Here is a 21,399-nt window from a genome sequence, read left to right as displayed (position 1 = left end):
CGCCGGGGCCCGGGACCGGCAGGCACGGAGGGGCGGGACCGGGCGCGCCCCTCCGTGCCCCGGTGGCGGCGGGATGCCCGCACGGGTCTAGCCTCGCGATGTGGACAATTCAACCGTCTCCCCCGCAGCAGGCGACGACCGTCGCAGCAGGCCGCGCGTCGGCCACATCCAGTTCCTGAACTGCCTCCCCCTCTACTGGGGCCTGGCGCGGACCGGAACCCTGCTCGACCTGGAGCTGTCGAAGGACACCCCGGAGAAGCTCAGCGAGCAGCTGGTACGCGGTGACCTCGACATCGGCCCCATCACCCTCGTCGAGTATCTGCGCAACGCAGATCAGCTCGTCGCCTTCCCCGATATCGCGGTCGGCTGCGACGGGCCCGTCATGTCGTGCGTGATCGTGTCGCAGCTGCCCCTGGAGCAGCTCGACGGGGCCCGGGTGGCGCTCGGTTCGACCTCGCGCACCTCCGTACGCCTCGCTCAGCTGCTGCTCGCCGAGCGGTACGAGGTGACGCCCGACTACTACACCTGCCCGCCCGACCTCGGCCTGATGATGCAGGAGGCGGACGCCGCCGTGCTGATCGGCGACGCCGCGCTGCGCGCCTCGCTGCACGACGCGCCGCGCCTCGGTCTGCAGGTCCATGACCTGGGGCAGATGTGGAAGGAGTGGACGGGGCTGCCGTTCGTCTTCGCGGTCTGGGCGGCCCGCAAGGACTATCTGGCCGCGCACCCAGCTGTGGTGGAGGAGGTGCACCGGGCGTTCCTCGCCTCGCGTGACCTGTCGCTGGAAGAGGTCACCAAGGTCGCCGAGACGGCGGCGCGGTGGGAGGTCTTCGACGCGGAGCTGCTGGAGCGGTACTTCACGACGCTGGACTTCCGCTTCGGTCCGGACCAGCTGTCGGGCGTACGTGAGTTCGCCCGCCGGACCGGGGCGACGACCGGTTTCCCGGTGGATGTGAACGTCGAGCTGCTCGAACACTGATCCGGCACCGGCCACTGCGCGGGGGAATGGGCCCGGGCAATAGGTGAATGCTGAACCTTCTTCTGGCTCCCCGTTCCCTCCCGTGCTGTTTATCGCACTGCCCCGTGGATTCCTTTCCGGCGAATGCCGCGAATGCCGCGGCCGGACAGCTCGCACGTCCTATCCCGACTATCTCGAATAGCGGACGGCGTACGGGGTGAGTCCAGGTCGAGACCCGGATTCGATCGGGTGAACGACTCATTCGCGCCTTTTGCTGTGTCGAAAACCGCGGTTCGTTCCCATAGGGGCGAAATCGGCCGATGGTTTGTCTGTGATCGCACGACCTCCGACCCCTAGGCTTCGGTCGGAGGTCCGGCCGGTCCACAGGGGGAGTCCATATGCAGCCGCTGGAAGCCGGCGAACCGCTCACCATCGGTGCCTACCGGTTGCTCGGCAGACTCGGTGCGGGCGGCATGGGCCGGGTGTATCTGGGACGCAGTGCGGGCGGACGCACGGTCGCGGTCAAGGTCGTCCATCCGCACTTCGCACTCGACGAACAGTTCCGTGCCCGGTTCCGGCGCGAGGTCGACGCGGCGCGGCGGATCGGCGCCCAGTGGACGGCGCCCGTCCTGGACGCCGACCCGGACGCACCCGTGCCGTGGGTCGCCACCGGCTATGTCGCCGGGCCCCCGCTGTCGGCCGCGGTCACCGAGCACGGGCCACTGCCCGAGCAGGCGGTACGGACCCTGGGCGCCGGACTCGCGGAGGCCCTGGCCGCCGTGCACGGGCAGGGGCTCATCCACCGCGATGTGAAGCCGTCCAACGTCCTGCTCGCCCTCGACGGCCCCCGCCTCATCGACTTCGGCATCGCCCGCGCGATCGACGCCACCGCCTCGCTCACCTCCACCGGGGTCTCGGTCGGCTCGCCCGGCTACATGGCACCGGAACAGATCCGGGGTCTGGAGATCTCGGGCGCCGCCGATGTCTTCTCGCTCGGCGCGGTGCTCGCGTACGCGGCGACGGGCGACGCCCCCTTCCTCGGCGACTCCTCGGCGGTGCTCCTCTACAAGGTGGTGCACGAGGAGCCGGAGCTGGGTGAGATCGAGGGCGAACTGCGGGACGTGATCGCCACGTGCCTGGCGAAGGACCCGGCGCGTCGGCCCACCCCGACGGAGCTCGCCCAGCAGCTGGCACCCGGCGGGGCGGCGGAGGCGGTGGCGGCGGGCTGGCTGCCCGGACCGCTGGTGCGCGAGGTCAGCCGCTCGGCAGTGGCGCTGCTGGACCTGGAGCCGCAGGACGGGCCCGTTCAGTCGGGACCGGTGCCGTTCAGCAACGCCTCCCTCACCGCCCACGGCTCCGCCGACAGCGACGGCGCGCTCGGAGTGTTCGGGCCGCCGGTCGAGCCGACCCGCCCGCCCCGGACGTTCCCGTCGGCCGAGGCCGGGGACCACAACTCGGGCGGGCTCCCCGGCCCCCGTACCCCCGACCCCCGGTTCTCCGTCACCGTCGGCGCTGGCTCCGAACCCGGCCCCACCGACCGGAACCACGGCCGCAGGCTCAGCTGCACCGTCGCCCTCGCGGTGGCGGGCGCGCTCGCCGCCGTGACCGTCGGCAGCGCCCTCCTCTTCGACCTGCTGCCGGGCAGCGGTGGCAGCGCCGCCGAGCACGGCGGGGTCGCCCAGCCCGCTGCTACGTCCTCCAGCGCGTCGCCGAACCCGGCGGACGAGGGCACCGGCGGTGCGGGCCAGGTCACCGCGCTGCCCAAGACGTTCGTCGGTACCTGGAAGGGGCCGCTGACCGAGAAGACGACCGGGCAGCCGCACGGCACCCTCACCGCGGTGTTCACGGAGGGGAAGAAGGGCACGGACGTCGTCCGTATGAACACCACCCTCTCCGCCCTCGGAGTGACCGTCAGCTGCAACAGCATCGCGGAGCTCTCCTCCGGCACCGCCGAGGAACTGACGCTCCGGGAGCGCGCCGACCCGGTCCGGCCCGGAACCGCCGGGCTCTGCACGGACACCACGACCGACGTCACTTTCACCCTCGCCGAGAACGGCACACTCCGCTTCCGGTCCGAGGAGCGGGGCGCAGGACTTCCGTACGGCACACTCGCCCGGTCCGGCAACTGACCCCGGGAGGGGCTGGCGTAGGCTGAACCGGTCCGTGGATCCGTTGAAAAACCGCCGAAAGGTGACAGCCCGGTGACCGAGAAGGCCGACCTCCAGCCCATCCTCGACCGAGCCGCCGAAGGCGGCCGGATCACTCCGGAGGAGGCCCTCGGCCTCTACCGGTCGGCGCCCCTGCACGCGCTGGGCGCGGCCGCCGACGCCGTGCGCCGACGCCGCTACGCCGGTACGGAGCACATCGCGACGTACATCATCGAGCGCAACATCAACTACACCAACGTGTGCGTCACGGCCTGCAAGTTCTGTGCCTTCTACGCCGCACCGAAGGACACCGCCAAGGGCTGGTCCCGTGACCTCGACGACATCCTGCGCCGCTGCGCGGAGACCGTCGAGCTCGGCGGTACGCAGATCATGTTCCAGGGCGGACACCACCCGGACTACGGCGTCGAGTACTACGAGGAGCACTTCTCCGCGATCAAGAAGGCGTTCCCGCAGCTGGTCATCCACTCGCTGGGCGCCTCCGAGGTCGAGCACATGGCCCGGATCTCCAAGGTCTCCGTCGAGGAGGCCATCCAGCGGATCCACGCCGCCGGCCTCGACTCTTTCGCGGGCGCCGGCGCCGAGCTGCTGCCGGCCCGGCCGCGCAAGGCGATCGCCCCGCTCAAGGAGTCCGGCGAGCGCTGGCTGGAGATCATGGAAGCGGCGCACCGGCTCGGTGTCGAGTCCACCTCCACGATGCTGATGGGCACCGGCGAGACCAACGCCGAGCGCATCGAGCACCTGCGGATGATCCGCGACGTACAGGACCGGACCGGTGGCTTCCGCGCGTTCATCCCGTACACGTACCAGCCGGAGAACAACCACCTGAAGGGCCGGACGCAGGCCACGCTCTTCGAGTACCTGCGGATGATCGCCATCGCCCGGCTCTTCCTCGACAACGTCGCCCACATCCAGGGCTCCTGGCTGACCACCGGCAAGGAGGTCGGCCAGCTGTCGCTGCACTACGGCGCCGACGACCTCGGCTCGATCATGCTGGAGGAGAACGTCGTCTCCTCCGCCGGTGCCAAGCACCGCTCCAACCGGCTGGAGATCATCGAGCTGATCCGCAAGGCGGGCCGTGTCCCGGCGCAGCGCGCCACGACGTACGAGCACCTCGTCGTCCACGACGACCCGGCGAACGACCCGGTCGACGAGCGCGTCGTCTCGCACATCTCGTCCACCGCGATCGAGGGCGGCACGGCCCACCCGGAGCTCAAGCTCCTCAGCGCCAACTGAGGCCGACCGGCACATGGGGGGTGGGAGAAGGAGCGGGGCGAGGTGCGTGCAGCTGCAAGGCGGAGGATTGAGGCATGGCGAATGGGGCCTCCCCTGCTCGAGCGAAGCCGAGAGCTCGGGGAACATGGTGATTGACGACAACGCGGCAGATGCGCGTGCCCAGCCCCGCGACGCCGCCCCCCATGTGCCGGTCGGTCCGGGGCTGCTTTGCTGACCGTTCACGCCGCGCCGCTGGTCCTTCCGGTCGGCGCGGCTGCCATTGCTCAGGGTGCGGTCGCCGTGGAGCGCGACCGGATCGTCGCCCTCGGACCGTACGACGAGGTCGTCGCCGCCCACCCGGCGGCCCGGGTCCGCACCTGGCCGGGCGTCATCACACCGGGACTGCGGCAGTGGCACGGGCTCTGGCTGCTCACCCGCTGCTACCATCCCGACCCGCGCGAGGCGGACGAGCTCGGCGACCGGCCGCTGTGGGGCGAGGAGTTCGAGCGGCTGGCCGGGGAGATGGACGCGGCGCGGCGGGCGGGCAGCGTACGGCGCGGACTGCAGCAGATGCTGCGGTACGGCACCACGCATCTCGCGGGCCGGTTCCACGACCCGGTCGTCCGCACCGCCGTGGACCGTTCGGGTCTGACGGAGGTCTCGGCCGTCGGCGCCCCCGGCATCCTGCTCGGCGAACCGAGCCTGGACCCGTTCGCGGAGGGCTACGACCTGCCGGGCTCCGTGCACGGCCCGCTCACCGTCGGCGGCCGCGCCGACCTCGCCGTCTTCGACGTACCGGGCGAGGACGCGCTCTGTGCGGCGGGCGCCGGGGCGTGCATCGCCACGGTGCTGGGCGGGCGGCTGGTGTACCGGCGGCGGTAGGCGCTCCGGAACCGTCAGGGAACGGACGGGCCACCTAGGTACCTGCCCGTGGCCGTGTACGGCCAGGCGTTGGCGACGCACCCCTGTACTGAGTGGCGTGGCGCCCAAAAGGTTGAAGCCGGCTTCCGAGCGGCTCCGGGCGCCGACGCACGACCGGCGCGAGGCGTCCGCGGCCGGGCTGCTTGAATGGGTGGGTGACCCGAGCATCCCTGGACAAGCAGCCGCACGAAGTCGCCTCGATGTTCGACGACGTGGCGGCGAACTACGACCTCACCAACGATGTGCTGTCGCTCGGCCAGGCCCGGCTGTGGCGCAAGGAGGTGGCGAAGGCGGTGCACGCCCGCCCCGCGGAGAAGGTCCTCGACCTGGCCGCGGGCACGGCGACGTCCTCGCTGCCGTTCGCCGCGACCGGTGCGTACGTCGTGCCGTGCGACTTCTCCGTCGGCATGCTGCAGGTCGGCAAGAAGCGTCACCCCTGGCTGCCGTTCACCGCGGGCGACGCCACGAAACTGCCGTTCCGCGACGAGACGTTCGACGCGGTGACGATCTCCTTCGGGCTGCGCAACGTCCAGGACACGGTTGGGGCACTGCGTGAGCTGTACCGGGTGACCAAGCCGGGCGGCCGCGTGGTCATCTGCGAGTTCTCGCAGCCGACCTGGGCGCCGTTCCGCACGGTCTACACCGAGTACCTGATGCGAGCACTGCCGCCGGTCGCCCGCGCGGTGTCGTCCAACCCCGACGCGTACGTCTATCTCGCCGAGTCGATCCGCGCCTGGCCCGATCAGGCGGGGCTCGCGCAGCTGCTGCAGAAGGCGGGCTGGTCGAAGGTGGCCTGGCGCAATCTGACCGGTGGTGTGGTGGCGCTGCACCGGGGCGTACGTCCCTGACGCGGGCCGTCGCCCGGCAGCGACGGGCCTTGCGCCGGGCAGCGACGGGCCTTGCGCCGGGCAGTTGTCGGGATCCGGTGAACGCGGGTACGCGATCTGCACCACCGAGCGCGACAGCTACTGGCCGGGCGCCCGGTAGATCTTCGACACCGCCCTGTCCACCTGGACCCTCAATGACGTCGACTGACCGTCCGCCGCCTCACGCCTCCAGCCCCAGCCGGAAACAGCAGACCTCCTGCCCCGGGTCCGTAGTCGTGAAGCTCTCCGCGCGCTCCATCCCCAGCCGCCGGGCGACGGCGATCGACCGTTCATTGCGTGGGTCGATCGCCGCCACCACCCGGTCCACCCCCGCCGCGCGCACCCGCTCCAGGGTGAGGCGCGCGGCGGCAGTGGCGTAACCCCGGCCCCAGGCGGCCCGGCCGAGCCGCCAGCCGATCTCGACCTCGCCGACCGGGCCGTACGCCGTCTGCGGCCACGGCTGCGCGCCGGTGAAGCCGAGGACCTCGCCGTCCTCGTCGAGCACGGTCCACAGACAGAAGCCGAGTTCCGCGTCGTGTCTGCGCTGGCGGGCGGTCCACTCCTCGTACAGCGAGAGTTCCGCCGACGTGCCGCCGAAGAACTCCATCACCTCCGGGTCGTCGAACGCCCGGTGCCAGGCGACGGCGTCCTCGTCGGTCGGGACACGTAGGTGTACGGAGGGGACGGCGGGAGGCACGGTCGACATCGGGGAGCCCTTCGGAAGGTTGATCAGCAGGCCCCCATAGACTGCACGGGACAGGTGCCGCGCGGCACGCGATTTCGAGTCTTCGGGAGATCCGACCGTGACCGAGCCCCTCTCCGAACACAGCGCGGATGTGATCGTCGTCGGGGCAGGCCCAGCCGGCTCCACGACCGCGTACTACCTCGCCAAGGCCGGACTCGACGTTCTCCTTCTGGAGAAGACCGCCTTCCCGCGCGAGAAGGTCTGCGGCGACGGTCTCACCCCGCGCGCCACCAAGCAGCTCGTCGCCATGGGCATCGACATCTCCGAAGAGGCCGGTTGGCTGCGCAACAAGGGTCTGCGCATCATCGGCGGCGGCGTCCGGCTGCAGCTGGACTGGCCGGATCTCGCCTCGTACCCGGACTACGGACTGGTCCGCAAGCGCGACGACTTCGACGAGCAGCTGGCCCGCCAGGCGCAGAAGGCGGGCGCCCGGCTGTACGAGCGGTGCAATGTCGGCGCCCCGATCATCGACGAGCGCACCGGCCGCATCACCGGCGTGAACGCGAAGCTCGGCGAGGAGAAGACCCCGGTCACCTTCCACGCCCCGCTCGTCGTCGCCGCCGACGGCAACTCCACCCGGCTGTCGCTCGCCATGGGCCTGCACCGCCGCGAGGACCGCCCGATGGGTGTCGCGGTCCGTACGTACTTCACCTCCCCGCGCCACGACGATGACTACCTGGAGTCCTGGCTGGAGCTGTGGGACCGGCGCGGTCCCCAGGACCGGCTGCTGCCCGGCTACGGCTGGATCTTCGGCATGGGCGACGGCACGTCCAACGTCGGCCTCGGCATCCTCAACTCGTCGTCCGCCTTCAAGGAGCTGGACTGGCGGGAGGTCCTCAAGGCGTGGTGCGCGTCCATGCCGGAGGACTGGGGCTACACCCCGGAGAACATGACGATGCCGATCCGCGGCGCCGCGCTCCCCATGGCGTTCAACCGCCAGCCGCACTACACCAAGGGGCTGCTGCTCGTCGGTGACGCGGGCGGCATGGTCAACCCGTTCAACGGCGAAGGCATCGCGTACGCCATGGAGTCGGGCCAGATCGCCGCGGACGTCATCGTCCAGGCGCACGCCCGCGCGACCCCCGTCCAGCGCGAACTGGCGCTGCACAGCTACCCGAAGATCCTGAAGGAGACCTACGGCGGCTACTACACGATGGGCCGCGCCTTCGTGAAGCTGATCGGCAACCCGAAGGTCATGAAGATCGCCACCCAGCGCGGTCTGACGCACCCGCTGCTGATGAAGTTCACGCTGAAGATGCTCGCCAACCTCACCGACCCGACGGGCGGCGACGCGATGGACCGCATCATCAACGGCCTCTCGAAGGTGGCCCCGAAGGCCTGACCACCACTCCCGTTCGCGTCCTCGCCCAGTTCACGGGCGAGGCGCCGGCGATCTCCGCGATGCGTGTGAGGCATTGAGCCCGTTGTCCTGCTGCACGGGGTCGGGGGCGAGCGGCGCCCCCGGCCGGGTCAGTAGTAGCCCTTCTCGCCGTCGGTGATCTCCCGTACGGCATCGAGGTGACCGGCGTGCCGGGCGGTCTCCTCGATCATGTGGAACAGCATCCACCGCAGATTCGCCTTGGCGATCTCGAAGTCGGGGTGACGGCCCACGTCCTCCAGGGCGTGGTCGGCGACGATGCCGTCGGTGACGGCGCACTGCTGCTCGTACTCCCGGAGGAGCTGCGCGAGTGGAATGCCGTCGACCCGCATGTCGGCATCCTCGGTGTCCGGGTCGAACCGCGGCCCCACGGCGGGCCGGCCGAGGAACATCACCTCGAACCAGTAATGCTCGACCCAGCGCAGATGCGAGACGAGCCCGGCGGCAGTGAGACGGGGCGAGGCGGGCAGCACGGCCCGGTGCGCATCCGTCTCGGACAGCCCCTCGCACTTCCAGTGAACGACCGCCCGCTGCATGTCGAACCAGCCGAGCAACTGGGTCCGCTCGTCGGCTTCGTACGGAGGGCGTGTACGGGGTCGCACCATGGGAGCGAAGCTACCCGACCGGGCCTGCGTGCGCAGGCCGATCCGGGAACGGAAAAGGTACCGGGGCGCCGGCGGCAGCACCGGGCCCACCGTTCCACGACGAAGGGCCGTCGCTCCCGAGCGGGGGAGTGACGGCCCTTCGCCGTGTTCGTGCGCTTGTGAATCAGAGAACGCGGACCGCGCCCGACGGCGGGTCGTAGCTCAGCGGGCGCAGCACCACACCGGTGCTCGGGTTCTGCGCACCGACGAACTGGCCGCCGCCCACGTAGACGCCGACGTGGTACGCGGAGCCCGCGCCGCCCCAGTACAGGATGTCGCCCGGCTGGAGGTTGCTCAGCGAGACCTGGGTGCCGGCGGTCGACTGGGCCTGCGAGACGCGCGGCAGGTCGACGCCCACCGTGCGGAACGCGGCCTGGACCAGGCCGGAGCAGTCCCAGGAGTTGGGGCCGGTGCCGCCGGACACGTACGCGTCGCCGACCTGGGCCCGCACGAACGAGACGACGGAGGCGGCGGAGCCGGTGGCGCTCGACGAGGAGGAGGCCACGGCGGTGGAGCCGGACGCGCTGAGCGTCGTACGGGCCTCGGAGCGGGAGGCGCGCAGGGCGGCCTCCGCCTTGGCCCTGGCGGCCGCCTCTGCCTTCTTCTCGGCCTCTGCCTTGCGGACCGCCTCGGCCTTGGCCTTCGTGGCGGCCTTGGCCGCGCTGGTGGCCGCGGCGTCCTCGTGGGCCTGCGTCTCCAGGTCCAGGGCGACCTGCTGCGTGGCCTCGGCGGACGCGGCGACAGCGGTGGAGAGGCCGGAGGTGAGGGTGGGCATCTCGATGGTCCGGGTCACCGGCTCGGCCTGGGCAGGACCGGCAGCGCCTGCGACCGCGATGGTGCTGAGGACGCCACCGGCAACTCCGGCCCGCAGCGCCGACTTCGGGGCGCTTCGACGGGGCTTCCGGTGGCTGGGTATGTGAGCGGTGAGGGACATGAGTACTAGCGCTATCAGGGCTCCTGGGTTTCCTTCAAGAAACGTGTGTTGCGACACAGTTACGTTCGGAATCTGTGAATCCGCTTTCCGCTGGCCCTTATTGACGCCGTAACGGGCAAACCGGGCATGCGTGATCACCGCTGTGATCACGGGCTTTCAGTAATTCGCCCGAATTGCCCGCCACTTACCATCCGTTCACACCGATGGCCAAGCCCGCTTTTGTTGAAGGCCTGGTGAAGTGACGCAGGTCACGGCATGACCGTTGCGTAGTGGGCATACGGGCGGCCGACGTGTGCGGTGGCGGCGCGGCCGGCACGGTGGGGGCGATCCGTCCGGAAGATCGTGAATGTGCGCGCGCGTCCACATCGCTCCCCGTGAGTCCCTCGCGCGGGTGACCCCGGAATGGGGCGGATCCTCTTATCACCCCCCCGCCGTCCATTGCCAATTTGCTGGTCGAGGCGTCTGATTGTTAGAGGAGCATCGCCTTGACCAGCAAGAACAACACCAGATGTCACGTCTCGTGATCACACGGCCGCTTTGCGTACGAAGATCACCCCTCACCCGCCTTCATGATCCTTCGCCGGGTGGTGGAGATCACAAAGTCGGTGTAGTACCCCGTGTCGCAGATCACAGGACGGCAGGCATAGGATGCGGAGCAGTCGGGCTTGTGAACTGCCTCACATGTGAGCGATCTTGGTGAGGTGGCGAGCTGGTCGCCCGATGCGGTCCAACGGTCAAGGACGACTGGAAGGAGCGAGGAGCGTGAATGCCTACGCGCCCATCCTCGTGCTCGGCGCCCTCGGGGCAGGGTTTGCGATCTTCTCCGTGGTCATGGCCACGCTTATCGGCCCAAAGCGGTACAACCGAGCAAAGCTCGAAGCGTACGAGTGCGGTATTGAACCCACCCCCACTCCAGCCGGAGGCGGCCGCTTCCCCATCAAGTACTACCTGACGGCGATGCTCTTCATCGTCTTCGACATCGAGATCGTCTTCCTCTATCCCTGGGCGGTCACCTTCGACGCCCTGGGGATCTTCGGGCTCGTCGAGATGCTGCTCTTCGTGCTCACCGTCTTCGTCGCCTATGCGTATGTATGGCGTCGCGGCGGCCTGGAATGGGACTGAGGGGCTGAGGGGCACACCATGGGACTCGAAGAGAAGCTGCCCAGCGGCTTCGTGCTGACCACTGTCGAGCAGGCCGCCGGCTGGGTGCGGAAATCCTCCGTCTTCCCTGCCACGTTCGGTCTCGCCTGCTGCGCCATCGAGATGATGACGACCGGAGCCGGGCGCTACGACCTGGCCCGATTCGGGATGGAGGTCTTCCGTGGATCGCCGCGGCAGGCGGATCTGATGATCGTGGCGGGGCGGGTCAGCCAGAAGATGGCGCCCGTTCTGCGGCAGGTCTACGACCAGATGCCGAACCCCAAGTGGGTTATCTCCATGGGGGTTTGCGCATCCTCGGGTGGGATGTTCAACAATTACGCCATTGTGCAGGGTGTTGATCATATTGTCCCGGTCGACATCTATTTGCCGGGCTGCCCGCCGCGCCCCGAGATGCTGATGGACGCCATTCTCAAGCTCCACCAGAAGATCCAGGGCTCCAAGCTCGGGGTCAACGCGGAGGAGGCCGCCCGCGAGGCGGAGGACGCGGCACTCAAGGCGCTTCCCCTGATCGAGATGAAGGGGCTGCTGCGGTGAGCGACGAACAGAACAGCAACGGCGTACCCGCGCCGCGCGACGAGACCGGCGAGGTCATCGGCGTACGCAAGGGCATGTTCGGCGCCAACAACGGCGGCGACACCTCCGGCTACGGCGGGCTCGTCCGTACGGTGACGCTGCCCGGAGCCACGTCCCGGCCGTACGGCGGCTGGTTCGACGAGGTGGCCGACGAGCTCGAAGGGGCCCTGGAGGAGCAGGATCTGCTTCCCGGGAACGCCATCGAGAAGACCGTCGTCGACCGCGGTGAGCTCACCTTCCACATCGCCCGCGAGCACCTGCTCACCGTGGCTCGAACCCTGCGCGACGACCCGGCCCTGCGCTTCGAGCTCTGTACCGGGGTGAGCGGTGTCCACTTCCTCGGCGACAAGGGCCGCGAGCTGCACGCCGTCTACCATCTGCGGTCGATCACCCACGGCCGGCTGATCCGGCTGGAGGTCTCTGCCCCGGACAGCGACCCGCACATCCCGTCGCTCGTCGCGGTCTATCCGACCAACGACTGGCACGAGCGCGAGACATACGACTTCTTCGGGCTCGTCTTCGACGGGCACCCGGCCCTCACCCGGATCATGATGCCGGACGACTGGCAGGGCTTCCCGCAGCGCAAGGACTACCCGCTCGGTGGCATCGCCGTCGAGTACAAGGGCGCCCAGATCCCGGCTCCGGACCAGCGGAGGTCGTACTCCTGATGACTACTCCCCATGCAACGCCCAGGGCCACGACCGAGGGGACTGTATACACAGTCACCGGCGGCGACTGGGACGAGGTCGTCGAGTCGGCGGTCAAGTCCGACGACGAGCGCATCATCGTCAACATGGGTCCCCAGCACCCGTCCACGCACGGTGTGCTGCGGCTGATCCTGGAGATCGACGGCGAGACCGTCACCGAGGCCCGCTGCGGCATCGGCTACCTCCACACCGGCATCGAGAAGAACCTCGAATTCCGGAACTGGACGCAGGGCACCACGTTCGTCACGCGCATGGACTACCTGACGCCGTTCTTCAACGAGACGGCGTACTGCGTGGGCGTCGAGAAGCTCCTCGGCATCGAGGACCAGATCCCCGACCGGGCGACTGTCCTGCGCGTGCTGCTGATGGAGCTCAACCGGATCTCCTCGCACCTGGTGTGCATCGCCACGGGCGGCATGGAACTCGGCGCGACCACGATCATGATCTACGGGTTCCGCGATCGTGAACTCGTTCTCGATCTCTTCGAGCTGATCACCGGGCTCCGGATGAACCACGCGTTCGTCCGGCCCGGCGGACTCGCCCAGGACCTGCCGCCGGGCGCGGTCGACCAGCTGCGCGAGTTCGTGAAGACCATGAAGAAGAACCTGCCGGAGTACGACAAGCTCGCCACCGGCAACCCCATCTTCAAGGCCCGCATGCAGGACGTCGGCTATCTCGACCTGACCGGCTGCATGGCGCTCGGCGCCACCGGCCCGATCCTGCGCTCCGCCGGACTCCCGCACGACCTGCGCAAGACCGATCCCTACTGCGGCTACGAGACCTACGAATTCGACGTCCCCACCGCCGACAGCTGCGACGCCTACGGCCGCTTCCTCATCCGTCTGGAAGAGATGCGGCAGTCGCTGCGGATCATCGAGCAGTGCATCGAACGGCTCGCCCCCGGACCGGTCATGGTCGCCGACAAGAAGATCGCCTGGCCCGCTCAGCTCGCGCTGGGACCCGACGGGCTCGGCAACTCGCTCGACCACATCAAGAAGATCATGGGAACCTCCATGGAGGCCCTGATCCACCACTTCAAGCTGGTGACCGAGGGCTTCCGGGTCCCGGCCGGACAGACGTACACCGCCGTCGAATCGCCCAAGGGCGAGCTCGGCGTGCATGTCGTCTCGGACGGCGGAACCCGCCCCTACCGGGTCCACTTCCGCGACCCGTCCTTCACCAATCTGCAGGCCATGGCGGCGATGTGCGAGGGCGGCCAGGTCGCCGATGTCATCGTCGCCGTCGCGTCCATCGACCCCGTGATGGGAGGCGTCGACCGGTGACCGAAGCACGTCAGGAAGTCAGTCTGGGGATGCCGCAGCTCCCCGCCCCCGCCTACCCGGCCGAGGTGCGCGCCAGGCTCGAAGCGGACGCGAAGGAGGTGATCGCCCGCTACCCCGACAGCCGCTCCGCGCTGCTGCCGCTGCTACACCTGGTGCAGTCCGAGGAGGGGTACGTCTCCCGTACCGGCATGGCACTCTGCGCCGAACTGCTCGGCCTCACCACCGCCGAGGTCACCGCGGTCGCCACCTTCTACACGATGTACCGGCGCAAGCCGAGCGGCGACTACCAGGTGGGTGTCTGCACCAACACGCTGTGTGCGGTGATGGGCGGCGACGCCATCTTCGAACGACTGGGGCAGCATCTCGGCGTCGGCAACAACGAGACGACCGAGGACGGCAAGGTCACCCTCGAACACATCGAGTGCAACGCGGCCTGCGACTTCGCACCCGTGGTGATGGTCAACTGGGAGTTCTTCGACAACCAGACGCCCGAGAGCGCGACGCAGCTCGTCGACGACCTGATCGCCGGGCGCACCGTCGAACCCACCCGCGGCGCCCCGCTCTGCTCGTACAAGGAGACCGCGCGGATCCTGGCCGGCTTCCCCGACCAGCGCCCCGGCGCCGTCGAGGCGACCGGCGGAGCGGGCCCCGCCTCGCTCGTCGGCCTCCGGCTGGCGAAGGGCGAGGAGCTGCACCCGAAGGTCGTCGCCCCGCGTGGCGAGTCGGCCCGCACCGACGCCCCGCAGGACCCGGACCACTCGGCCGGTACCGCAGCAGAGGAGGGGGAGTGATGACGTTGGCAGCCGAAATCAACGACGGGGGCGGCAACGGCAGCGGGGCCAGCCCCGAGAAGCTGCTCTCGCCCGTCCTCTCCGCCTTCTGGGACGAGCCCGAGTCCTGGACCCTGGACACGTACACGCGGCACGGCGGCTACGAGGGGCTGCGCAAGGCCCTCGCCATGTCTCCGGACGACCTCATCGCGTACGTCAAGGACTCCGGCCTGCGCGGCCGCGGCGGCGCGGGCTTCCCCACCGGCATGAAGTGGCAGTTCATCCCGCAGGGCGACGGCAAGCCGCACTACCTGGTGGTCAACGCCGACGAGTCGGAGCCAGGGACCTGCAAGGACATCCCGCTCCTCTTCGCCAACCCGCACAGCCTCATCGAAGGCATCGTGATCGCCTGCTACGCGATCCGCTCCTCGCATGCCTTCATCTATGTGCGCGGTGAAGTCGTCCCCGTACTGCGGCGCCTGCACGAGGCCGTGCGCGAGGCGTACGAGGCGGGCTACCTCGGGACGAGCATCCTGGGCTCGGGGCTCGACCTGGAGCTCACCGTGCACGCGGGCGCGGGCGCGTACATCTGTGGTGAGGAGACCGCACTGCTCGACTCGCTCGAAGGGCGACGCGGCCAGCCCCGGCTGCGGCCCCCCTTCCCCGCGGTCGCCGGTCTGTACGCCTGCCCCACTGTGGTGAACAACGTCGAGTCCATCGCCTCGGTTCCCGCGATCCTGAACAAGGGCAAGGACTGGTTCAAGTCGATGGGCAGCGAGAAGTCCCCGGGCTTCACGCTGTACTCGCTCAGCGGCCACGTCGCCAGCCCAGGACAGTACGAGGCCCCGCTCGGCATCACACTGCGCCAGCTGCTCGACATGAGCGGCGGCATGCGCGCCGGCCACCGGCTGAAGTTCTGGACCCCGGGCGGCTCCTCCACCCCGATGTTCACCGATGAGCACCTCGATGTGCCCCTCGACTACGAGGGCGTCGGCGCCGCCGGTTCCATGCTCGGCACCAAGGCGCTCCAGTGCTTCGACGAGACGACCTGCGTCGTGCGGGCCGTCACCCGCTGGACCGAGTTCTACGCCCATGAGTCCTGCGGCAAGTGCACGCCATGCCGTGAAGGCACCTACTGGCTCGTCCAGTTGCTCCGCGACATCGAGGCCGGCAAGGGACAGATGGCCGACCTCGACAAGCTGAACGACATCGCCGACAACATCAACGGCAAGTCCTTCTGCGCCCTCGGCGACGGCGCCGCCTCGCCGATCTTCTCCTCGCTGAAGTACTTCCGTGAGGAGTACGAGCGGCACATCACCGGCAGGGGCTGCCCCTTCGATCCCGCCAAGTCGACCGCCTGGGCCGACGACAAGAACGCTCACCAGGGGGTGAACGCATGACAGTCACCACAAGTGCGCCCTCCGGGGGCGGCGAGGCGGCGGTCCCGCCCGAGGACCTTGTCACGCTGACGATCGACGGCATCGAGATCAGCGTGCCCAAGGGCACCCTGGTCATCCGCGCCGCCGAACTCCTCGGCATCGAGATCCCGCGCTTCTGCGACCACCCGCTCCTCGACCCGGTCGGCGCCTGCCGCCAGTGCATCGTCGAGGTCGAGGGCCAGCGCAAGCCGATGGCCTCCTGCACCATCACGTGCACCGACGGCATGGTGGTCAAGTCGCAGCTCACCTCGCCGGTCGCCGACAAGGCGCAGCGCGGGGTGATGGAGCTGCTGCTCATCAACCACCCGCTGGACTGCCCGGTCTGCGACAAGGGCGGCGAGTGCCCGCTGCAGAACCAGGCGATGTCGCACGGCGACCCGGACTCCCGGTTCGACGGAAAGAAGCGGACGTACGAGAAGCCCGTCCCGATCTCCACCCAGGTGCTGCTGGACCGTGAGCGGTGCGTGCTCTGCGCGCGCTGCACCCGGTTCTCCAACCAGGTGGCGGGCGACCCGATGATCGAGCTGATCGAGCGCGGCGCGCTCCAGCAGGTCGGCACGGGCGAGGGCGACCCGTTCGAGTCGTACTTCTCCGGCAACACCATCCAGATCTGCCCGGTCGGCGCGCTCACCTCGGCGGCGTACCGGTTCCGCTCCCGCCCCTTCGACCTGGTGTCGTCGCCGTCGGTGTGCGAGCACTGCGCGGGCGGCTGCGCGACCCGCACCGATCACCGGCGCGGCAAGGTCATGCGACGGCTCGCCGCCAACGACCCCGAGGTCAACGAGGAGTGGGTCTGCGACAAGGGCCGCTTCGGGTTCCGTTACGCGCAGCAGCGGGACCGGCTCACCACGCCGCTGGTACGGAACGCGGACGGTGTCCTCGAACCGGCGAGCTGGCCCGAGGCACTGGCTGCCGCGGCCGCCGGGCTCGCCGCCGCACGCGGCAGGACCGGCGTCCTGACCGGCGGCCGGCTGACCGTCGAGGACGCGTACGCGTACAGCAAGTTCGCCCGGATCGCCCTCGATACGAACGACGTCGACTTCCGGGCCCGGGTGCACAGCAGCGAGGAGGCCGACTTCCTGGCGGCCCGCGTCGCCGGTCGCGGACGCGACCTGGACGGCAGCGGGATCACGTACACCTCGCTGGAGAAGGCGCCGACCGTCCTGCTGGTCGGCTTCGAGTCCGAGGAGGAGGCGCCCGGCGTCTTCCTGCGGCTGCGCAAGGCCCACCGCAAGCACGGTCAGCGCACCTTCGCCGTCGCCTCGCACGCCACCCGCGGTCTGGAGAAGGCGGGCGGCACGCTGCTGCCAGCCGCGCCCGGCACCGAGACCGAGTGGCTGGACGCGATCGCGGGCGGCGTCGGACTCGACGGCGACGGAGCCGTGGCGGCCGAGGCGCTGCGCGGCGAAGGCGCCGTGATCGTGGTGGGCGAGCGGCTCGCCGGAGTACCGGGCGGGCTGACCTCCGCGGTACGGGCGGCCACCGCGACCGGGTCCCGGCTGGTGTGGATCCCACGCCGGGCCGGCGAGCGCGGTGCGGTGGAGGCGGGCGCGCTTCCTTCGCTGCTGCCCGGCGGCCGCCCGGCCACCGACCCGCGTGCCAGGGACGAGGTGGCGGCCGTGTGGGGCGTCGCCGAACTCCCCTCCCGGTTCGGCCGCGACACCGGCCAGATCGTCGAGGCCGCCGCCACCGGCGAACTGGGCGCGCTGCTCGTCGCCGGGGTGGAGACCGCCGACCTGCCGGACCCGGCCCGCGCCGTGGAGGCGCTGGACCAGGTCGGCTTCCTCGTCTCGCTGGAGCTGCGGCCCAGCGAGGTCACCGAGCGGGCCGACGTCGTCCTCCCGGTCGCCGCGGTGGCCGAGAAGTCCGGCACCTTCCTCAACTGGGAGGGCAGGGCCCGGATGTTCGAGGCGGCGCTGAAGCCCGAGCAGATGACGCGGACACTCGCGCCGACCGACGCCCGGGTGCTGCACATGCTCGCCGACGAGCTCGCCCGCGCCGGAGGCGCTGATGAACCCAGTCACTTCGCGCTGCCGGATCTGAAGTCCGTGCGCCGTGAGCTGGACCGGCTCGGCGGCTGGACCGGTACGCACGCCGCCGACCCGCACGGCTCGGCGCAGCCGCTGCCCCGGCCCGGCGACGGCGAGGCGGTCCTTGCGGGCCACCGGCTGCTGCTCGACCAGGGGCGGCTCCAGGAGGGCGACGCGGCGCTGGCCGGCACCCGGCACGCCGCGGTCGCCCGGCTCTCCGCCGTCACCGCCGCCGAGACGGGTGTGAAGGACGGCGATCTGCTGGCCGTCACCGGACCGTCCGGCAGCGTCGAACTCCCGCTGCAGGTCACCGACATGCCGGACCGCGTGGTCTGGGTGCCGCTGAACTCCGTCGGGCGGGGCGTACCGGCCGACACCGGCGCCCACCCCGGCGGTCTGGTCCGGATCGGCCCCGCCGCACCGGGTACTCCCGACGTCACACCGGAGGTGCGAGCGTGACTGCCCTCGCTCAACTGGCCGCGGCACCCGACCGCGCCGTACTCGCCGCCGAGGATCTGTCGATGTTCGGCACCGACCCCTGGTGGCTCGTCGTCGTCAAGGCGGTGTTCTGCTTCGCGTTCCTGATGGTGACCGTGCTCTTCTCCATCGTGTGGGAGCGCAAGGTCGTCGCCTGGATGCAGCTGCGCATCGGCCCCAACCGGCACGGCCCCTGGGGCATGCTCCAGTCGCTCGCCGACGGCATCAAGCTGATGCTGAAGGAAGACGTCATCGTCAAGCGGGCGGACAAGGTCGTCTACGTCCTCGCGCCGATCGTCGCCGCCGTACCGGCGTTCATGGCGATCGCCGTGATCCCGTTCGGGCCGTCCGGCAACGAGGTCTCGATCTTCGGCCACCGTACGGCGATGCAGCTCACCGACCTGCCGATCGCGATGCTCTACGTCCTCGCGGTCGCATCGGTCGGGATCTACGGCATCGTGCTGGCGGGCTGGTCCTCCGGATCGACGTACCCGCTGCTCGGCGGATTGCGCTCCTGCGCGCAGATGATCTCGTACGAGATCGCGATGGGCGCCGCGTTCGCCTCCGTCTTCCTCTACTCCGGGTCGATGTCGACCTCGAAGATCGTGGAGGCGCAGCAGGACCGCTGGTTCATCATCCTGCTGCCGGTCTCGTTCATCATCTACATCGTCACGATGGTCGGTGAGACCAACCGCGCCCCGTTCGACATGCCGGAGTCCGAGGGCGACCTCGTCGGCGGCTTCAACACCGAGTACTCGTCGATCAAGTTCGCGATGTTCATGCTCGCCGAGTACGTCAACATGGTCACCGTCTCCGCCGTCTCCGCGACGCTGTTCCTGGGCGGCTGGCGGGCCCCGTGGCCGATCAGCACCTTCTGGGAGGGCGCGAACCACGGCTGGTGGCCGATGCTCTGGTTCGTCCTCAAGGTCCAGCTGCTGCTGTTCTTCTTCATCTGGCTGCGCGGCACGCTGCCCCGCGTCCGCTACGACCAGCTGATGAAGCTCGGCTGGAAGGTCCTGATCCCGGTTTCCGTGGTCTGGCTGATGCTGGTCGCGACCGTGCGGGCGCTGCGCAACGAGGGCTACGACTTCTCGAAGATCGTGCTGTACGTGGCCGGGGCCGTGATCGCGATCCTGCTGATCTCCTTCGTCGCCGACATCTTCCGGGACCGCTCGGCCAAGGCGGCCGGGGAGACCGGGACGGAACCCGGACCCGGGCCGGAGTTCGACCCGATGGCGGGCGGATTCCCGGTGCCGCCGCTGCCCGGACAGACCCTGCCGCCGGTGCCGCGCCGCAGGCCACGGCACGAGCGGGAGCTCATTGTCAGTGGCGGGCCGGACACTCGGAGTGACGGCAGTCAGATTGGTGGAAGTCCGAGTGACGGAAAGGAGGCTGACAGTGTCTGAGCCATCGGAGTCCACTGGGGACAAGTTCCAGAATCCTGTGGCCGGCTTCGGCGTGACCTTCAAGGCCATGTTCAAGAAGCGGCTGACCGAGCAGTACCCCGAACAGCAGAAGGTGACGGCGCCGCGCTTCCACGGCAGGCACCAGCTCAACCGTCACCCGGACGGGCTGGAGAAGTGCATCGGCTGCGAGCTGTGCGCCTGGGCCTGTCCCGCCGACGCCATCTATGTGGAGGGCGCGGACAACACCGACGAGGAGCGCTACTCCCCGGGTGAGCGCTACGGCCGCGTCTACCAGATCAACTACGCGCGCTGCATTCTCTGCGGACTGTGCATCGAGGCGTGCCCGACCCGGGCGCTCACGATGACCAATGAGTTCGAGCTCGCCAACACCACCCGCGAAAGCCTCATCTACACCAAGGACGAGCTGCTCGCGGGCCTGGAGGAGGGCATGGTCGACACTCCGCACGCGATCTTCCCTGGCATGGACGAGCAGGACTACTACCGGGGACTGGTCACCGAGGCGGCGCCGGGCACGGAGCGTCAGGTCGCCATCTCCAAGGGCGAGTCCAAGGAGCAGGCGGCCAAGGACGAGGAGGCGGACGCATGACCGGCCTGGCCGCAGCGGCCTCCACCACATCGATCGGCGAGGCCGTCCAGTTCTGGGTGCTCGGCACGGTCGCCGTGATCGGCGCGCTGTCCACCGTGCTGATGAAGAAGGCCGTGCACAGCGCGCTGAGCCTCGCCGGGACCATGATCGTCCTGGCGGTGTTCTACCTGGCCAACGGCGCCTACTTCCTCGGCGTCGTCCAGATCGTCGTCTACACCGGCGCGATCATGATGCTGTTCCTCTTCGTGGTCATGCTCGTCGGTGTCACGGCGGCGGACTCGCTGAAGGAGACCCTCAAGGGCCAGCGCTGGCTGGCCGCGGGATGCGGGCTCGGCTTCGGCGTCCTGCTGATCGCGGGCATCGGCCACGCCTCGCTGAACAGCTTCAACGGACTCGGCACCGCGAACGCCGCGCACGGCGGAAACGTCGAGGGGCTGGCCAGCCTCATCTTCACCAAGTACGTCTTCGCCTTCGAGATCACCGGCGCCCTGCTGATCACGGCGACGGTCGGCGCGATGGTGCTCACCCACCGGGAGCGCACCGAACGGGCCAGGACCCAGCGGGAGATGTCGGAGGAGCGCGTACGCGGCAAGCACCTGCCGCCGCTGCCCGCCCCGGGTGTCTATGCCCGGCACAACGCCGTGGACATCGCCGGTCTGCTCCCGGACGGCACCCCGTCCGAGCTCACCGTCATGCAGACGCTGCGGCAGCGCGGCCAGATCCGTGACGTGTCGAACGAGTCGCTGGCCGACCTCAAGGCGCTGGAGCAGCGCTCCGAGGAGCGGCTCGGCCGTGATCAGGACGAAGAGGAGGCCACCAAGTGAATCCGGTCAACTACCTCTATCTCTCCGCCCTGTTGTTCACCATCGGCGCGTCCGGGGTGCTGATCAGGCGGAACGCGATCGTGGTGTTCATGTGCGTGGAGCTGATGCTCAACGCCTGCAACCTCGCGTTCGTCACCTTCTCCCGGATGCACGGCAACCTCGACGGCCAGATCATCGCCTTCTTCACGATGGTCGTCGCCGCCGCCGAGGTCGTGGTCGGGCTCGCGATCATCGTGTCGCTGTTCCGTTCCCGCCACTCGGCCTCGGTCGACGACGCCAGCCTGATGAAGTTGTAA

Annotated in this window: 20 protein-coding genes; 17 read left to right on the top strand and 3 right to left on the bottom strand. The window is 69.6% G+C overall.

What is annotated here, in order from left to right; genetic code table 11:
• Positions 1–100 precede the first annotated feature (100 nt).
• The 5 genes from OH809_RS18225 (at position 101) to OH809_RS18205 (ending at position 6,107) form a co-directional block, all read left to right on the top strand.
• A complete protein-coding gene (locus OH809_RS18225) occupies positions 101–979 on the top strand; it encodes a menaquinone biosynthetic enzyme MqnA/MqnD family protein (RefSeq protein WP_406421420.1) in 879 nt (292 codons plus the stop codon).
• A gap of 377 nt (positions 980–1,356) precedes the next feature.
• Positions 1,357–3,087: a serine/threonine-protein kinase gene (locus tag OH809_RS18220; RefSeq protein WP_406421421.1), complete on the top strand. Its 1,731-nt coding sequence runs from the start codon at positions 1,357–1,359 to the stop codon at positions 3,085–3,087.
• A gap of 72 nt (positions 3,088–3,159) precedes the next feature.
• Positions 3,160–4,359, top strand: a complete 1,200-nt coding sequence (mqnC, locus tag OH809_RS18215) for a cyclic dehypoxanthinyl futalosine synthase (protein WP_406421422.1) — start codon at positions 3,160–3,162, stop codon at positions 4,357–4,359.
• A 207-nt stretch (positions 4,360–4,566) separates the two neighbouring features.
• On the top strand, positions 4,567–5,220 hold the full coding sequence (locus OH809_RS18210) for an imidazolonepropionase-like domain-containing protein (protein WP_406421423.1): 654 nt from the start codon (positions 4,567–4,569) through the stop codon (positions 5,218–5,220).
• 194 nt (positions 5,221–5,414) lie between these two features.
• Positions 5,415–6,107, top strand: a complete 693-nt coding sequence (locus OH809_RS18205) for a demethylmenaquinone methyltransferase (RefSeq protein ID WP_406421424.1) — start codon at positions 5,415–5,417, stop codon at positions 6,105–6,107.
• A gap of 199 nt (positions 6,108–6,306) precedes the next feature.
• Here OH809_RS18205 and OH809_RS18200 read toward each other — a convergent pair whose 3' ends face one another.
• Entirely contained in the window at positions 6,307–6,831 is a 525-nt protein-coding gene (locus tag OH809_RS18200; RefSeq protein ID WP_406421425.1) for a GNAT family N-acetyltransferase, read from the bottom strand.
• A gap of 97 nt (positions 6,832–6,928) precedes the next feature.
• Between OH809_RS18200 and OH809_RS18195 the strand changes: the two genes are divergently transcribed.
• Positions 6,929–8,212, top strand: coding sequence for a geranylgeranyl reductase family protein (locus tag OH809_RS18195; protein WP_406421426.1), 1,284 nt, complete (start codon positions 6,929–6,931; stop codon positions 8,210–8,212).
• A 128-nt stretch (positions 8,213–8,340) separates the two neighbouring features.
• Here the strand turns inward: OH809_RS18195 and OH809_RS18190 are convergent, their stop codons facing one another.
• Together OH809_RS18190 and OH809_RS18185 are read right to left on the bottom strand one after the other, a co-directional pair.
• The gene (locus tag OH809_RS18190) at positions 8,341–8,853 is read right to left on the bottom strand and encodes a DinB family protein (RefSeq protein WP_406421427.1); all 513 of its coding nucleotides are present in this window, start codon (positions 8,851–8,853) and stop codon (positions 8,341–8,343) included.
• Positions 8,854–9,016: 163 nt separating this feature from the next.
• The gene (locus OH809_RS18185; RefSeq protein WP_406421428.1) at positions 9,017–9,826 is read right to left on the bottom strand and encodes a C40 family peptidase; all 810 of its coding nucleotides are present in this window, start codon (positions 9,824–9,826) and stop codon (positions 9,017–9,019) included.
• Positions 9,827–10,588: 762 nt separating this feature from the next.
• On the opposite strand from OH809_RS18185, the gene OH809_RS18180 reads away from it, so the two are divergent.
• The 11 genes from OH809_RS18180 to nuoK are packed head-to-tail and all read left to right on the top strand — an operon-like array spanning position 10,589 to position 21,399.
• Positions 10,589–10,948: an NADH-quinone oxidoreductase subunit A gene (locus OH809_RS18180; protein ID WP_003992243.1), complete on the top strand. Its 360-nt coding sequence runs from the start codon at positions 10,589–10,591 to the stop codon at positions 10,946–10,948.
• An 18-nt stretch (positions 10,949–10,966) separates the two neighbouring features.
• Positions 10,967–11,521 carry an NADH-quinone oxidoreductase subunit B family protein gene (locus OH809_RS18175; RefSeq protein ID WP_030926341.1) on the top strand — a complete coding sequence of 185 codons (555 nt, stop codon included), beginning with the start codon at positions 10,967–10,969 and terminating at the stop codon, positions 11,519–11,521.
• The gene (locus OH809_RS18170; RefSeq protein WP_406421429.1) at positions 11,518–12,228 is read left to right on the top strand and encodes an NADH-quinone oxidoreductase subunit C; all 711 of its coding nucleotides are present in this window, start codon (positions 11,518–11,520) and stop codon (positions 12,226–12,228) included. The genes OH809_RS18175 and OH809_RS18170 overlap by 4 nt, the downstream gene beginning before the upstream one ends.
• A complete protein-coding gene (locus OH809_RS18165) occupies positions 12,228–13,550 on the top strand; it encodes an NADH-quinone oxidoreductase subunit D (RefSeq protein WP_406421430.1) in 1,323 nt (440 codons plus the stop codon). The genes OH809_RS18170 and OH809_RS18165 overlap by 1 nt, the downstream gene beginning before the upstream one ends.
• Before the next feature lie 29 nt (positions 13,551–13,579).
• A complete protein-coding gene (gene nuoE / locus OH809_RS18160; RefSeq protein ID WP_406425125.1) occupies positions 13,580–14,341 on the top strand; it encodes an NADH-quinone oxidoreductase subunit NuoE in 762 nt (253 codons plus the stop codon).
• Positions 14,338–15,720 (top strand): NADH-quinone oxidoreductase subunit NuoF, encoded by a 1,383-nt coding sequence (gene nuoF, locus OH809_RS18155; protein ID WP_406421431.1) that lies wholly within the window; start codon positions 14,338–14,340, stop codon positions 15,718–15,720. The genes nuoE and nuoF overlap by 4 nt, the downstream gene beginning before the upstream one ends.
• Positions 15,717–18,248 carry an NADH-quinone oxidoreductase subunit G gene (locus OH809_RS18150; protein WP_406515322.1) on the top strand — a complete coding sequence of 844 codons (2,532 nt, stop codon included), beginning with the start codon at positions 15,717–15,719 and terminating at the stop codon, positions 18,246–18,248. The genes nuoF and OH809_RS18150 overlap by 4 nt, the downstream gene beginning before the upstream one ends.
• A complete protein-coding gene (gene nuoH, locus OH809_RS18145) occupies positions 18,245–19,672 on the top strand; it encodes an NADH-quinone oxidoreductase subunit NuoH (protein WP_406515321.1) in 1,428 nt (475 codons plus the stop codon). The genes OH809_RS18150 and nuoH overlap by 4 nt, the downstream gene beginning before the upstream one ends.
• Complete coding sequence (gene nuoI, locus OH809_RS18140; RefSeq protein WP_406515320.1) at positions 19,665–20,279, top strand: NADH-quinone oxidoreductase subunit NuoI; 615 nt, start codon at positions 19,665–19,667, stop codon at positions 20,277–20,279. Before nuoH ends, nuoI begins: the two co-directional genes overlap by 8 nt.
• Positions 20,276–21,103, top strand: a complete 828-nt coding sequence (locus tag OH809_RS18135; RefSeq protein WP_406421435.1) for an NADH-quinone oxidoreductase subunit J — start codon at positions 20,276–20,278, stop codon at positions 21,101–21,103. Before nuoI ends, OH809_RS18135 begins: the two co-directional genes overlap by 4 nt.
• Complete coding sequence (nuoK, locus tag OH809_RS18130) at positions 21,100–21,399, top strand: NADH-quinone oxidoreductase subunit NuoK (RefSeq protein ID WP_037693122.1); 300 nt, start codon at positions 21,100–21,102, stop codon at positions 21,397–21,399. The genes OH809_RS18135 and nuoK overlap by 4 nt, the downstream gene beginning before the upstream one ends.

This window comes from Streptomyces sp. NBC_00873, assembly GCF_045207415.1.
Lineage (GTDB): Bacteria > Actinomycetota > Actinomycetes > Streptomycetales > Streptomycetaceae > Streptomyces.
The sequence above is the reverse complement of the archived record's forward strand: the minus strand, read 5'-3'. Positions and strand labels throughout refer to the sequence as shown.

What these genes read in the sequence shown, in the direction of transcription:
- OH809_RS18220 (WP_406421421.1), top strand. Translation starts at nt 1,357, where the DNA reads ATGCAGCCGCTGGAAGCCGGCGAACCGCTCACCATCGGTGCCTACCGG.
- OH809_RS18200 (WP_406421425.1), bottom strand. Translation starts at nt 6,831, where the DNA reads ATGTCGACCGTGCCTCCCGCCGTCCCCTCCGTACACCTACGTGTCCCG.
- OH809_RS18190 (WP_406421427.1), bottom strand. Translation starts at nt 8,853, where the DNA reads ATGGTGCGACCCCGTACACGCCCTCCGTACGAAGCCGACGAGCGGACC.
- OH809_RS18185 (WP_406421428.1), bottom strand. Translation starts at nt 9,826, where the DNA reads ATGTCCCTCACCGCTCACATACCCAGCCACCGGAAGCCCCGTCGAAGC.
- OH809_RS18175 (WP_030926341.1), top strand. Translation starts at nt 10,967, where the DNA reads ATGGGACTCGAAGAGAAGCTGCCCAGCGGCTTCGTGCTGACCACTGTC.
- OH809_RS18165 (WP_406421430.1), top strand. Translation starts at nt 12,228, where the DNA reads ATGACTACTCCCCATGCAACGCCCAGGGCCACGACCGAGGGGACTGTA.
- nuoE (WP_406425125.1), top strand. Translation starts at nt 13,580, where the DNA reads ATGCCGCAGCTCCCCGCCCCCGCCTACCCGGCCGAGGTGCGCGCCAGG.
- OH809_RS18150 (WP_406515322.1), top strand. Translation starts at nt 15,717, where the DNA reads ATGACAGTCACCACAAGTGCGCCCTCCGGGGGCGGCGAGGCGGCGGTC.
- OH809_RS18135 (WP_406421435.1), top strand. Translation starts at nt 20,276, where the DNA reads ATGACCGGCCTGGCCGCAGCGGCCTCCACCACATCGATCGGCGAGGCC.